The organism is Neoaquamicrobium sediminum (assembly GCF_013240295.1).
Lineage (GTDB): Bacteria > Pseudomonadota > Alphaproteobacteria > Rhizobiales > Rhizobiaceae > Aerobium > Aerobium sediminum.
On the sequence record NZ_JABETK010000005.1, the window covers coordinates 213091 to 227216 of the forward strand.

The following is a 14126-nucleotide window of genomic DNA, read 5'->3' on the forward strand; positions in this document are numbered from 1 at the left end:
CGCGCCGTGCATCACCGGAAGTCGCGTGTCTTGATCTGTATCGGTTCGACCTTGAGCGTGGGATCGATCATATCGCGCGGCCGGAATCCTTTCGGCAGGCTGCGCGGGTCGATCCCATGCCCACCGTGATGCGCTTCGTCTCCCCGTCCGTGCGGCAGCGGAAAGGCCGCATTGCGATTGCCGACGCTGGCGAGCTCGGCCGAGAGATCGGTAACGGTATTGGCGACGAGGTGGACGACGTCGCCCTCCCGCTGGATGCGCCCCCGCACGGCCAGCATCGAAGCCGACAGCATCGTGCGCCGGAACTTCTCGAACACCTTCACCCACACGACGATGTTGGCGGCGCCGGTTTCGTCTTCCATGGTGACGAACATCACGCCCTTGGCCGAGCCCGGCCGCTGCCGGACGAGGACGAGGCCCGCAGCTTCGAGCCAGCGTCCGTCGCGTGCCGACATAGCTTCGGCGCAGGAGACGATACGGCGGCGAGCGAGACCGGCGCGCAGGAACGCCACCGGATGCTCGCGCAGGGTCAGGCCGACATGGCCATAGTCCTCGACGACCTCGCGGCCGGTCACCATGGGTCGCAACGCGACAGCCGGTTCGATGCGTTCGATGATGGTGCGCCGCTCGCGCTGCGACGCGGCGGCAAAGAGCGGCAGCGGATCGTCATGCAGGCCCTTGAGCGCCCACAGCGCTTCGCGCCGCGCCAAGCCGAGTGACGGGCGGAAAGCGTCGGCCTCGGCGAGCTGCACCAGCGATGCGGCCGGCACGCCGGCGCGATGCCAGAGATCGTCGGCCGACGTGAAAGGCTCGTCGCCGCGGGCCGCGACAATCGCTGCCGCGTCCTCATTGGCGAGACCCTTCACCAGGCGCATGCCAAGACGCACCGCGAAATGACCGTCTTCGCCGACGGGCTCGAGCGTACAGTCCCAGCGGCTCATGTGGATGCAGACCGGGCGGATTTCGACGCCGTGGGTGATCGCGTCGCGCACGATCTGTGCCGGCAGATAAAAGCCCATGGGCTGCGAGTTGAGCAGCGCCGCGCAGAACACATCGGGATGGTGGCATTTCATCCAGGATGAGGCGTAGGCGATCAGTGCAAAGCTGGCGGCGTGGCTTTCGGGAAAGCCGTAGCTGCCAAAACCCTCGAGTTGCTTGAAGGTGTTGGCCGCGAAATCCGCCGTGTAGCCGTTAGCGATCATGCCCCCGATCAGCTTGTCGCGGAATTTCGAGACGCCACCCGTATGTTTGAACGTAGCCGTGGCGCGGCGCAGCTGGTCGGCCTCGCCAGCGGAAAAGCCGGCGCAGACCATGGCGACCTGCATCGCCTGCTCCTGGAACAGCGGTACACCCAGCGTCTTGCCGAGCACGCGCTCAAGCTCGGGCGTCGGGAAGTCGACCGGCTCCCTGCCCTCCCGTCGGCGCAGATAGGGATGGACCATGTCGCCCTGGATCGGCCCGGGCCGGACGATCGCCACCTCGACGACCAGATCGTAGAAGGTTCGCGGCTTGATGCGCGGCAGCATGGACATCTGCGCCCGACTTTCGATCTGGAAGACCCCGATCGTGTCCGCCTTGCGGATCATCGCATAGGTCGCGGGATCCTCGGCCGGGATGGTGGCGAGGTCGAGGGTGACGCCCTTGTGCTCGGCGAGAAGATCGAAGCTGCGCTTCATGCAGGTGAGCATGCCGAGGGCGAGAACGTCGACCTTCATGAATTTGAGGATGTCGATATCGTCCTTGTCCCATTCGATGACCTGGCGGTCGACCATGCGGGCCGGCTCGATCGGCACCAGCTCGTCGAGACGATCATGCGTCAGCACGAATCCGCCCGGATGCTGCGACAGGTGCCGTGGCGTGCCTTCGAGCTGCCGCGCCAGTTCGAGGGTGAGTGTGAGCCGGCGGTCGGCGAGGTTGAGATTGAGCTCGCGGGCGCGGGTCTCGTCGATGCCCTCGCCGTGGCCCCAGACCTGCGAGGAGAGCAGCTTGGTGACGTCTTCCGACAAGCCAAGCGCCTTGCCGATGTCGCGCACGGCGCCTTTGGTGTGATAGCGCACCACTGTCGAGCAGAGCGCACTGTGGTCGCGGCCATAGGTCTCGTAGACCCACTGCATGACGATCTCGCGCCGCTCATGCTCGAAGTCGACATCGATGTCGGGCGGCTCCCTGCGCTCCTGGCTGACGAAGCGCTCGAACAGCAGATTGTTGCGGTCCGGATCGATGCTGGTGATGCCCAGCACATAGCAGACCGCCGAGTTGGCCGCGGACCCCCTACCCTGGCAGAGAATGTCCTTCGACCGCGCGAAGGCCACGATGGCGTTCACCGTGAGGAAATAGGGCGCGTAGCGCAGCGTCTCGATCAGGCCGAGCTCGTGCTTGAGGAGGCCCACCACCTTGTCCGGCACGCCTTCGGGATAGCGGCGCGCCGCCCCTTCCCAGGTGAGCTTTTCGAGCGCCTGCTGCGCGGTGAGCCCCGGCATGGTTTTTTCTTCGGGATATTGGTAGGCGAGCTCTTCAAGCGAGAAGCGGCATTGCTCGGCGATCGCCACCGTCCGCGCCAGCGCATCGGGATAGCGGCTGAACAGCCGATGCATTTCCTCGGGCGGCTTCAGGTGCCGATCGGCGTGGCGCTCGCGCCGGAAGCCGGCATCGTCGATGGTGATGTTGTGCCGGATGCAGGTGACGACGTCCTGCAGCACCCGACGCTCGGGATGATGAAATAGAACATCGTTCGTCACCACGCTCGGCACCCGCATCTGCGTCGCCAGATTGGCGAGTTCGTGAATGCGCAGCTGGTCGTTGGGGCGCCGGCGCAAGGTGAGGGCGACGTAGGCGTTCGTCCCGAACACCTCGCGCAAGCGGCGCAACTGCATGGCGCAGAGATCGTCGGCGACGTCGGGCAGGAGGACCGCGATCAGACCCTCACCATAGGCGACGACATCGGCCCATTCGAGATGGCAGAGACCCTTGCCGCCGCGCGATTTGCCCAATGACAAAAGGCGACACAGGCGGCCATAGGCCGCCCGGTTCTTGGGATAGACGAGCAGCGACGTGCCATCGGCGAGATCGAGGCGGCAGCCGACGACAAGGCGCACGCCGGTCGTCTTCGCCGCCTCGTGCGCGCGCACCACGCCGGCGAGACTGTTGCGGTCGACCACGGCGAGCGCCTCGATACCGAGTAGCGCCGCCTGTGCGAACAACTCGTCGCAGGAGCTTGCGCCGCGCAAGAAGGAAAAGTGCGAGGTGACCTGCAGTTCGGCGTAGCGCGGGGAGCTCATGCGAAGATCCCGTGCAGGAACCACTTGTGCGAGCCGGTCGCCGGATCCTCGCCGTCGCCGGCGCGATAGATCCAGAACCGCTCACCGCCCTCGTCCTCGACGCGAAAATAGTCCCGCACCGATTGCGTCTCCGCCTCGCGCAGCCACCATTCGCCAAAAATCCGTTCGGGGCCGTCGGCGCGGGCGACGCGGCGCCGGATGCCGCGCCAGGTGAACCAGACGGGCGGGTTGTCCGGCAGCAGTGCCATGGTGTCGATCGGCTCAGGCGGCGAGAGCAGGCGAGACGGACGCGGCCACTCGCCAGGCCAGCTTGCCCCATCATCTGGCGCGGTCGGCGCCACGCGCTTGACGGAACGCTCTGGAACGTCGCTCTCCACCGGAGCGAAGCGATAAAGACGGCTCGATCCCAGGCGGTTGGCGATGACGTCGATGAGGTCAGAAATGTCCGGCTCTTCCGGCTCGACCAGCGAGGAAATAGTCTGGCGAGCACGGAGCGGATCGGCCAGTGTTGCGGTCAGCGTCATGAGCTCGATGCCGAAACCGGGATCGACGGTCTCGATGCGGTCGGTCAGGAGCCGGGTCAGGCGGCGCGTCTCGCGCACCGGCGCGGCCGTGCCGACGCGGATCGCCTCGATGCGGTTGTCGACGCGATAAAAGACAAGATCGAGCCGCCGCGCGCCGAGCCCCTGCTGGTCGAGGGCCGCGCAGAGTTGGTCGACGAGCCTGGCGGTGTAGCGCGCGATCGTTTCGGCGGCGCCGATCGGCTCGCCGAAGGCGCGCCGGACCTCGATCAGTTCCGGCGAGCGCACCGGCTCGAAGGGCTCGGCGGCGCGACCCATGGCGTGGTCGAGGCGGCGCAAGAGCACGGAGCCGAAGCGATGCGTCAGCGGCGCCTTCGGCGTGTCCTCGATATCGCCGATGCGCTCGAAGCCGAGCACATGCAGCCCGTCGACGGTTGAGTTCGGCAAGCGCAGCGCGCGGATCGGCAAGTCCCGCATGACGTCTGCGGCCTGCCCGCGCGGAATCACCGCGATCGGCCGCGCCAGAAACCGGGCGGCGGCATGGGCGGCGCCCCAGCTGTCGGCAACGGCGGCGCGAGCGGCAATGCCGGACGCCTCCATCCGGGCAACGAGGCTGGTAAGCATCGCCGCCTCACCACCATGCAGGTGGTCAGCGCCGCTGGTGTCGATGATGAGCCCGTCCGGCGGATCGGCGGCAACGATCGGCGCGCAGCGCAGTGCCCAAAGCGCGAGGCGGTCGAGCGCGGCCGCGTCTTCGGCCGGCTCGAGCTCGAGATTGACGAGGCCGGGAACGAGAACCTGTGCCTTGCTCGCCGGCATGCCGATCCTGAGACCCGCATTGCGCGCGGCGGCGTCGAGCGCCAGCACCTCGCGGCGACGCCCCTGCCGGCCGAACAGGACGACCGGCGTGTCAGCCGACGGCGCCGAGGCGCCGAGCTTGCGCCGCAGCCGATCGGTCGGCCAGGTCGGCAGATAGAGCGAGACGACCCTTGGCATCTGGGGCTTCCACTTCAAAGTCGGCGCTCTCCCCTGCCCTGACGCGCAGCAATTCGAGCCGCCAGCGGGGGCGGCCGACGCCGGGAACCGGCAAAGGTCGGGAGGAGAGAGCTGAAACCCGCCAGCGGCTGACCGCGGCGGTCGGTTGTCCAAAATCGGTCGCTTCGGTCTGGCGCCGCCACCGACGAATAGCGATGCCGAGCGTGCCGGAGACCTCGGCGGCAAGCTGCAGGCGGCGCGAGCTCGTCATCGGCAGGCGCGCGACCTCCGCCACCACGGCGCCGAGGCCGCCATGGCGAAGACCTTCCTCGAAACAGGCGAGGACCGCAGCCTCGTCGCCGGCCTCAACAAAGATCACCCGGCCGGGCGGCAGACCGGCCTGCGCGAGCGAGGGCGCGAACAGGTCCTGCCGCGTGACGCACCACAGGACGCGCCCCCGCATCCGGGCGACGATGCCGGCGGCCCATAGGGCGGCCGCGGCGGCGTCGACGGCGCCATTGGCGCCGCCGGCGACTTCATGCAGCGCCCCGAGCGCCAACCCGCCTCCCGGCAGCACCCTGTCGATCTCGGGGACGCCGAAGGGCAGGACCTCGCGCCGGCGTGCAGAACCGCCCTCGAGCCGCGCGATACGGTCCCGAAGTTCGGACAATGCAAGGCTGCTCGAGGACATGGCCATGCCCGCGCACTCGTCTCCCAGTTTTGATATGTTCTATTTTTGTTCTCTATCGGGTAAGAGTCAATCCGGGTGAATCGTTCCCCGACCGGGGTGCCGTCCAACCCTGTCGGCACAAGGCAAAATCTGGGATGCTGCGTGCGGATATCTGCGAGCAAATGGGGCCATGGAAGGCAGCGCGACACGTCCGGCAGATCATGGCGCGGACCCGGCGCAAGCCCGGGTGCGCAAGATTATTCACGTCGACATGGACGCCTTCTATGCCTCGGTGGAACAGCGCGATAATCCCGAGCTGCGCGGCAAGCCTGTCGCGGTCGGCGGCTCGGCGGCCCGCGGCGTCGTCGCGGCGGCAAGCTACGAGGCCCGCGCCTTCGGCGTGCGCTCGGCGCTTCCCTCAGTGACCGCCAAGCGCCGCTGCCCCGACCTCATCTTCGTCAAGCCCCGGTTCGAGGTCTATCGGGCAGTGTCGGCGCAGATCCGCGAGATTTTCGCCGAGCACACCGATCTCATCGAACCGCTGTCGCTCGACGAGGCCTATCTCGACGTCACCGAGAACAAGCAGCACATCGGTGTCGCCACCGAGATTGCAACCGCGATCCGAGCCCGGATCAGAGAGGTGACCGGGCTCAACGCCTCGGCGGGCATCTCCTACTGCAAGTTCCTCGCCAAGATTGCGAGCGACTTGAACAAGCCCAATGGCCAGGCGGTCATCACGCCGGCCATGGGAGCAGATTTTGTGGCGCGACTGCCGGTCAAGAAGTTTCACGGCATCGGTCCAGCGACCGCAGCCAAGATGCAGGGCCTCGGGATCGAGACCGGCGCCGACCTACGTGGCCAGACGCTGCCCTTCCTGCAGGAGCATTTCGGCAAGGCGGGGGCCTGGTATTACGCCATCTCGCGCGGCATTGATGATCGCCCGGTTCAGCCGGACCGGCCGCGTAAGTCGGTCGGCGCCGAGGACACGTTCGCCGCGGACCTGTTCGAGTTCGACCTGGCAAAAGCGGAGTTGGTGACACTGGCCGCCAAGGTGTGGCGCTATTGCGAGGAGCGCGGCTTCTCAGGTCGGACTGTGACCTTGAAGGTGAAATATACGGACTTCCAGATCATCACCCGCAGCAGAACCGTGCATGCTCCGATCCGCAGCGAGGACGAGCTTCGCGAGCTCGCGGACGGATTGCTCGAAGCAACCTTCCCCGCGCCGAAAGGCATCCGGCTGCTGGGTGTGACGCTGTCGTCGCTGCTCAGTGGATCGAACGAAGAAAAACCGCAGCTTTCGCTGTCGCTGTAGCTATCCGTCTGAGAGTGACCCCTACTCTTGAGGGGACCGACGATCTCACGCCCGACGGTAGAAGAGCACCCGACCGGCGGGGACGAGCTGCAGCAGATAGTCGAAGTCGGCAACATTGGCGGTAAGGACCGCGAAGCCGAGCTTCTGCGCCTGCAGGAACAGGACACAATCGTGAAGGGCACGCAGCCGCGCGTCCTTCTGGTAACCCTGCAGCCGGCACAGCATGCCCGAAAGCAGCGCGGCCCGCGCAAGCACGTCGGCATCGGGAGTGAAGGTCCGATGCGCCGGCATGGCTTCGACAAGAACACCGATCTGCTTGACGACGCCCTTGGTCCGCGGATCGGCGGGATCGAGTACGCCGACCGTGTGCATCAGCTCCTGGATCGCCACCGTCGAGTGGTTGGCCACTCGGAGATTCAGGAGCTCTGCAACGGAATCGGGTGAATGGCCTTGCAATCCATCGATGTAGACGCAGGTGTCGAGCAGCAGTCCGTGGCCGGCGCCGGGATGATCCCCGATAAAGGGCAGGTCTGCATCGTCCCGCCGCGACAGGGTGCGGCCGGGATCGAGCCGCCCCCATCGAACGGCGGCATCGAAATCGAAGGCGGCCACCTCAGAAGCCGAGCTTCAGAGACGGATCGACCGTTCCACGCACCTTGTCGAAGGCTTTGCTGAACTCGTCCTCGAGCGCCACATTAGCGAGCGCAAATTCGATGAGATCGGTATCGGTGCTGATCCCCGTCTGCTTCTTGGCCTGCTCCAGCAGCGCCGGGCTGATGCGCCCGCCGATGCGTGCGCTCTTTTCGCCGAGCAGTCCGGACTTCTCGGCAGCGGACAGTACGGCCTTGCGGCGCGCCGGATCGATGAGGACGAACCTCCCCGTCTTCGCCACGCGGCCGAGCTTCGTCTTACGGCTCTTGATCGGAGAGCCGCTTGTGCCGGCGCGAGCGGTCGCGGGCTTGCTGGTCTTCGCCATTTTTCGCTGCTCCAATGTTGAACGTTTTTGCGTTCTGTCCAACATAGCATCTGGTCCGCTGAATTCAAGGCGCGATCGATATGCTGCTCTATGCACCGCCCGACGCACAGAAAGTCCCTTCCCTATCAGCTGACATAATGGTCGTGTAGCTTTACTTGCCGGCCGCAGATGGGCCGTTCGTCTCTTGCAGTTCTGGGGGAAGAGCATGCGAAAAGAAAAGAACGGCATTAGTGTTCACGCAATACCGGGCACTCATACTGTGCTGTTCGGAATGGACGCAACCGAAGAGGCGAGACGGGGCCTGCTTGGATTTGCTCTGGGCAAGCGCAAGCCGAGAGGCAACATCGCATGGATGAATGGCTTCAAAGTGTTCGAGGAGACATTTCCCAACCCCGAGCCCGGCACGCTCAAGCCGACCAACGAGCATCCAATCCAGGATTTCCAGTGGTCGGACTACAATGCCGAACCCGGCGGTGAGGCGGCTGACTATGTCATCCGCCCTCTCTATGGCGCGCCCGCCGAACTGGTGCCTGGCGCCGACATCGAGATGACCGTTGCGACGCTCAACGCGCCGGGCGCACGCCACCATGTGTATTTCAACCGCGGCACCGTGCCGGGACAGGCCTTCGCCCGGCAGTTCGGCAATACCTATCCCAGCGACGACGAACAGCGCGAGCCGGGCAATGCGAAGGTCAAATGGCTGAGCCGCGGCCTCCTGGAAGCGGCGCTCGATTTTATCGGGCGCGCGAGCGGCCCGGGCTTTGAGCTGAAGGTCGCCGCCTACGAGTTCACGTATTTTCCTTTCCTGGCCGCGCTTGGGGAGGCCGCGTTGCGGGGCGCGAAGGTCAAGATCTGCGTCAATACTGGGGATCGCCGCAGCAATGGCGACATCTACCAGGATGAGACCAGCCTCGGGAACTGGACCGCGATGCTGGATGACACCCTCAAGAAGCGGCTTGGCAGCACGTTCCCCTCGATGGGCAGAAAGGGTTTGACGCTCTATCCTCGAACATGGTGGGCGGGCATCCCGCACAACAAGTTCATGGTGCTCGAGGAGAACGGGCACCCGGTCGCGGTCTGGACCGGATCGACCAACTTCACTTCATCCGGGTTTCTCGGGCAATCCAACCTTGCTCACGTCATCGAGGACGAGGGCCTGGCGCGCTCCTACGCCCGCTACTGGGAGACCCTGGCGGGCGACCCATCGCCAACGGATCTCAGCGGTTTCAACACGCGCGAGTTTCCCGATCCGAACCCTCTCGCCGCCAGCGAAGCTCGGCCGATCTTCTCGCCTCGCGCGGAGGGTATCTTGGCCTGGTACTCCGGCCAGATGGAACAGGCCGAAATGGCTGGGTTCCTGACGGCTGCTTTTGGAATCTCGGAAGAGATCGGCGCGGCCTTCACTGGGGACAGCAACATCCTCCGTTTCGTCGTCGCCGAGAATTCAGGTCGGACGGACAAGGCCAAGGCGATCATGACGGCGATCGAGAACGATCGCGACAATATTGTCGCGATGGGCGCCTTGCTGGTGGAAAAGAGCATCAAGGCGGGCCTCGAGGGCGAGGCCCTCGACCGCTGGTTCCTGCGGGAAGAACGCCACCGACGGCAGGGAAACATCTTCTACATCCATACCAAGATGATGATGATCGACCCGTTCGGACCAAATCCGCGCGTCTTCTCGGGATCGGCCAATTTCTCGTCGGCCTCGGTGACCGACAATGACGAGAACATGCTGCTGCTCTCGGGCGAGTGGGCGGCCGAAGTGACGCCGGTGCTGGTCAACGAGTTCATGCGGTTGCACCGCCACCTTTATTTCAGGACGACCGCGCTGAAAGTGGCGGGCTCCGGCGGCGGTAGTGCGAGGGAGGCCGCGCTGCTCACGCCGGACGATAGCTGGCAGAAGGATCATTTCCTGCCCGGGCGGCAAAAGCATCGCAAGCGCGAGCTCTTCCGATAGGCATCTGGCCCGGCCGTCTGGTCCCTCCAGCGGATGGGAGGGTTGCCTACGCATGCGCTCCCCGAGGCATCGAGCGGCGCGGTTGGCCTCGTCGCCGCTCGCTGTGATCAGGGCTGACTGCCTGCCTTGAGAATGCCCGTCCGGCCGGGATACTGGGCCTTCGGATTCTGGCGCCACCAAAATTCGACCGTCACCGGAATGTGCCACTTCTTGGCAAGGCGTTCCACCTCCTTCCACGCGTCGGAAGCCGACTGGCCCTGCACCGAAATGCCCAGGTGCGGATGATACTTGAATCCCTCATCCTCGAACTGAACGGCCTTGGCTGGTATCCCCAACTCGCGAACGAGCTTCTCGCCGTCCAATCCCTTGGCCTTCAGTTGGGCGATCGTTGTCAGAAGGACGGACGACCACCGCGGGCTTGGCACAGCCTTCCCGTTGATGGTCGCCGACAACGGCTTGGTGAACGCCAGACCGGGCGCGACATCGAAATGCATTGCGCCGCCGCTCGTGACCACCGCCTCGGCGGGCTCATCGTCACGCTCGAGTCCGAGCTGGTCCATTGTCTCCCTTATGACGCGATCAAGCGTCTCAGCGGGCGTCTTGGTGCCGAACCAGCTCGCCATGAGCTTGAGATCGGAAAATGTGGCATCGCTTATTCGCACAACCGGCATCATGAGAATCTCCTATCTTCCTTCGATAGGCAATATGTTACATATCCGGACCAAGGATACAAGGGGATATGTAACATATTTCTGCCTTTCACCCGGAAGGCTGGTTTCAGCAGTCGTTGAAAAGGCAGCGAAGAGTGAAAGGGGTTGCCGAATTTCAGTAGATGACATATTTTCAGCAAATGCTGAACACGGTCGAAGAACTGAAAACCATGGAGAAGGACGCTGCGGAGGCCCTAACGGGACTCCTGCAAAGGGTCCCGGCTCTTGTGGTCGAGGATGTCGAACTCGAGCGTGCTGACGGCCCCGATCGCGGGGCCGATTTCTTGGCCCACGTCGCTGTCGGCGGCCGCCGACACACGTTGGTCTGCCAGGTCAAGTCGAACGGTCAGCCCCGGCACGTTCGCTTAGGCTTGCTTCAACTGCGTAACTACACTGCGCATTTCGATAGAGAAGCGGTGCCGATCTTCGTCGCTCCATACCTCTCCCCGGAGGCTCAGGCGCTTTGCAACGACTACAAGGTCGGTTTCCTGGACCTTGTTGGCAATGCCCGCATTATTTTCGACAGTGTTTTCATCGAGCGGCACGTCGACAGCAAGCCGAGCGCGGAGCGACGCGAACTCAAATCCCTCTTCAAGCCCAAGTCTGCGCAGGTGCTCCGGGTGCTGTTGCGAGATCCAGACAAACCATGGCGCGTAGCGGACCTTGCCGAAGCGTCAGCGGTAAGCCTTGGCCACATCAGCAATGTGCGAAGCGCACTAATCGACCGGGAATGGGCAAGAACGTCGTCCGAGGGAGTGACGTTGACGGACCCCGACGCGTTGCTGGACGCGTGGCGCGAGGCCTACGAGCCGCCCGTCGGTCGGCGGCTGCGATTTTATTCGGCGCTTCACGGGAGCGGCTTCGACACCGCGGTGCGCGGAGTCCTTGGTGCGCAGCCGGAAGGTGGATGGGCGATACTCGGGTCTTTCTCGGCCGCCCAGTGGTTGTCACCTTACGGGCGAACCAGCACGCAATTCCTCTATGCCGACGATGATGGCCTCGTGCGACTGCAGGAGGCGATAAAGCTGTCATCGGCGTCAAAGGGGGAAAATGTCGTTGTCACTTTACCGAAGGATGCAGGCATCCTCCGCGATGCCGTCGAGCCTGTGCCGGGAGTTGTCTGCACGAGTCCGGTGCAAACCTATCTCGACCTGGCAGCCGCCGGCGAACGGGGACGCGAAGCTGCTGAGCACCTGCGTCGGGAGAAGCTCGCATGGCGCCCGTAACTCCCGCAGAGCCGCAATCGGCGGCTGATTACGATGATCGTACCACCTCGGCCGTCAAGGCTGTGCTGGTTGAAGTTGGCCAGATACTGGGCAGCTTCCGCGGTAAGTTCGCGGTCGTCGGGGGCGCCGTGCCGTGGCTCCTGCTCGGCAGCGAGGATATGCCCCATGTCGGGACGCTCGATGTCGATCTCAGTCTCGACGCGGAGGCGCTGGGAGACGGTGAATACACGACGCTGATCGAAGCGCTTAGAGAACACGGATACGAGCAGCGTGCCGAACTAAGGCGATTTCAGCTTGTGCGGCAGGTTCCAGCGGCCGATGACGGCGGTCCGATCGACATCATCGTCGATTTTCTGATGCCGCGGGACGCGGAAATCGTCAAGAACGTGCCGCCCCTGATCAGCGACTTCGCCGTGCAGCGGGCCGACGGCGCCGATCTAGCATTGCGCTTTTACCAGATGGTCGCGATTGCCGGTCCGATGCCAGGGGGCGGCACAAACCGCGTGGAGATCGCCGTCTGCTCGATCCCAGCCTTGCTCGCCATGAAAGGGCATGCCCTCAACGGTCGGCACAAGCAGAAGGACGCATACGACATCTACTACTGCGTTCGAAATTATCCCGAGGGCAGCGAGGCGCTCGCTCTGGCATGTCGGCCACTGTTGGAACACGCCAGCGGCGCGCGAGGCTTCGGCTTCATTGCAGAGAAATTCGACACCGTCGACGGCTACGGGCCGACTTGCGTCAGGCAGTTCGTCGAACAGACCGATATTCTAGGCGATCGCACGCCCGACCAATGGCAGCAGGATGCTTTCGGACAAATCGACGCGTGGCTGCGCGCACTGGGGTTTCGGGGCTAACGAAATGTCGGCTGCACCCGAGCGCGACAAGGTCACCGTTTCAGATTTGTCCGACCTCATTGCCGGGGCAAACGAAAATCTCGGTGTCGAGTTCAAGGCCTGGATGGACACGACAGATCCTGAGCACAGAGCGAAGCTCGCGCGCCATATTGCGGCGCTTGCCAATCACGGCGGGGGTTATCTCGTCTTCGGTATCGACGACAAGACGCGCAAGCCCCTCGGCGCCACCGATCTGCCCCCTTCCTCGTTCGGCCAGGATGCAATTTCGGCGATCGTGAAGAGGTACCTCGAACCGCGCCTGCAGGTTCTCCTGCAGGGCGCCGAGTTTGAAGGCGTGACCTATCCGGTTGTCGTTGTCCCCTCACACGGAGCACGGCCCGTTGTGGCGATCGCGGATGGGCCACAGGGCGCCAATGGCAGACCTGTCGGCATCTCGCAGGGCACGGTCTACGTGAGGGCGGCCGGCCCCGAGAGCGTGCCGATCCGTAGCTCCGTTGATTGGAACACGCTTCTGGAGCGTTGCCTGTCGCATCGCGCCGATCTCTTGGGAAGCATCCTCCGTCAGTCGATCGGCGGGCGGTCGCAGCCGGATTCGCGAGTTCTCGAACTGCTCGTCGCGGCGGTCACTGAGACGGCCGCCGATTTCACCGCACAGACTCGCAGCCTCACGGAGCGGACCGACGCAAAATACCATGCACAGATATTGCAGGCGGGCGAAAACTATTCAGCCATGGGGTACGCTTTGGTCGATGCGGATGGCGATCCAATCAGCATCGAAAGCCCGCGAACGCTGAATGATCGCGTCTCGGTGGCGATGCACCAATATGCGTACTACGGCTGGGGTTCGTTCCTTCCTCTTTCGGTGCCGGAACGCGCGCCTCAGGTCCGCATGTCGACGTTGGGCGGGAGGGAGACCACGTACCTTGAAGGCATGCGCGTGGAAAACACGGGCTTGATCTCGGGTGCCTTCGACTACTGGCGGATCTATGAGTGCGGCATCGCGGTGAGCGTGGAGTCGTTGCGCGACAACTGGTCAAGAGAAGGCCAGCCATCTCCGCCCAAGCATCTGACCCCGTTGTGGATACTCGTCGCCATTCATTCGCTGCTGGCCCATGCCCGTCTCATGGGTCAGGAGCTGCCAGGAGTGGCCCAAGTAATCGTCCGGATGGATTGGCGCGGGCTCAGCGATCGCATGTTGATGTGGGACAATTTCCGCGTCGTCGCTTCGACCCCATACCGCGACGATCGCTTCGCGCGGACCATACCGCTGCAATGGGCCGAGCTCCGCGATGATTACTTCGGAGCGCTTCGTCGGGTGGCGCTTCCGTTCATGAACCTGTTCGCGACACAGGGCTGGTTTCAGCCCGAGAGCTGGCTCACGCCGGACGCCGTGCAAAACGAGTTCAAGAGGCTCGAGATGCGTTCGATGAGACTGTTCGACGACTGATTGTCGCCGGACTTCATTTGTTTTCGTGGCTTGGAAAAGGAGACTTTCGCAAGTTCGCCGCGGACGAGAAGATGGGAACAAGCACTTGCGGTCTAGACGTTTGCTTTCGGGCATAGTCTTATTCGATGCAAAATCGCAAGATGATCCGTGGGCTGGCGAGCCGCGGCTGGTGGAAATGGGGGCTGCGTGGAGCTGAA

At 64.1% G+C, this 14126-nt stretch carries 11 protein-coding genes; 5 read left to right on the forward strand and 6 right to left on the reverse strand.

Annotation, left to right across the window (positions count from 1 at the left end; translation table 11 throughout):
- Positions 1–11: 11 nt before the first annotated feature.
- The 3 genes from HK436_RS28695 to HK436_RS28705 are packed head-to-tail and all read right to left on the reverse strand — an operon-like array spanning position 12 to position 5471.
- On the reverse strand, positions 12–3278 hold the full coding sequence (locus HK436_RS28695) for an error-prone DNA polymerase (protein WP_173194996.1): 3267 nt from the start codon (positions 3276–3278) through the stop codon (positions 12–14).
- Positions 3275–4795, reverse strand: coding sequence for a Y-family DNA polymerase (locus HK436_RS28700; RefSeq protein ID WP_173194997.1), 1521 nt, complete (start codon positions 4793–4795; stop codon positions 3275–3277). Before HK436_RS28700 ends, HK436_RS28695 begins: the two co-directional genes overlap by 4 nt.
- Positions 4710–5471, reverse strand: coding sequence for an ImuA family protein (locus tag HK436_RS28705; protein ID WP_173194998.1), 762 nt, complete (start codon positions 5469–5471; stop codon positions 4710–4712). The genes HK436_RS28700 and HK436_RS28705 overlap by 86 nt, the downstream gene beginning before the upstream one ends.
- Before the next feature lie 163 nt (positions 5472–5634).
- On the opposite strand from HK436_RS28705, the gene dinB reads away from it, so the two are divergent.
- Positions 5635–6756: a DNA polymerase IV gene (dinB, locus tag HK436_RS28710; RefSeq protein ID WP_173194999.1), complete on the forward strand. Its 1122-nt coding sequence runs from the start codon at positions 5635–5637 to the stop codon at positions 6754–6756.
- A 45-nt stretch (positions 6757–6801) separates the two neighbouring features.
- Here the strand turns inward: dinB and HK436_RS28715 are convergent, their stop codons facing one another.
- Together HK436_RS28715 and HK436_RS32055 are read right to left on the reverse strand one after the other, a co-directional pair.
- Positions 6802–7368 carry a type II toxin-antitoxin system VapC family toxin gene (locus tag HK436_RS28715; protein ID WP_173195000.1) on the reverse strand — a complete coding sequence of 189 codons (567 nt, stop codon included), beginning with the start codon at positions 7366–7368 and terminating at the stop codon, positions 6802–6804.
- A 1-nt stretch (position 7369) separates the two neighbouring features.
- Positions 7370–7732, reverse strand: a complete 363-nt coding sequence (locus tag HK436_RS32055; RefSeq protein WP_244649510.1) for a hypothetical protein — start codon at positions 7730–7732, stop codon at positions 7370–7372.
- Between the two features lie 271 nt (positions 7733–8003).
- On the opposite strand from HK436_RS32055, the gene HK436_RS28725 reads away from it, so the two are divergent.
- Positions 8004–9689 carry a phospholipase D-like domain-containing protein gene (locus HK436_RS28725; RefSeq protein ID WP_173195001.1) on the forward strand — a complete coding sequence of 562 codons (1686 nt, stop codon included), beginning with the start codon at positions 8004–8006 and terminating at the stop codon, positions 9687–9689.
- A gap of 107 nt (positions 9690–9796) precedes the next feature.
- Here HK436_RS28725 and HK436_RS28730 read toward each other — a convergent pair whose 3' ends face one another.
- Positions 9797–10363, reverse strand: a complete 567-nt coding sequence (locus HK436_RS28730) for a T4SS efffector SepA family protein (RefSeq protein WP_173195002.1) — start codon at positions 10361–10363, stop codon at positions 9797–9799.
- A gap of 176 nt (positions 10364–10539) precedes the next feature.
- Between HK436_RS28730 and HK436_RS28735 the strand changes: the two genes are divergently transcribed.
- From HK436_RS28735 to HK436_RS28745, 3 genes are read left to right on the forward strand one after another with little or no spacing between them, the layout of a single operon-like run.
- The gene (locus HK436_RS28735; protein ID WP_173195003.1) at positions 10540–11625 is read left to right on the forward strand and encodes a type IV toxin-antitoxin system AbiEi family antitoxin; all 1086 of its coding nucleotides are present in this window, start codon (positions 10540–10542) and stop codon (positions 11623–11625) included.
- Positions 11613–12482: a nucleotidyl transferase AbiEii/AbiGii toxin family protein gene (locus HK436_RS28740; protein WP_173195004.1), complete on the forward strand. Its 870-nt coding sequence runs from the start codon at positions 11613–11615 to the stop codon at positions 12480–12482. The genes HK436_RS28735 and HK436_RS28740 overlap by 13 nt, the downstream gene beginning before the upstream one ends.
- Positions 12483–12486: 4 nt before the next feature.
- Complete coding sequence (locus HK436_RS28745; protein ID WP_173195005.1) at positions 12487–13929, forward strand: AlbA family DNA-binding domain-containing protein; 1443 nt, start codon at positions 12487–12489, stop codon at positions 13927–13929.
- The last annotated feature ends 197 nt before the right edge of the window (positions 13930–14126 follow it).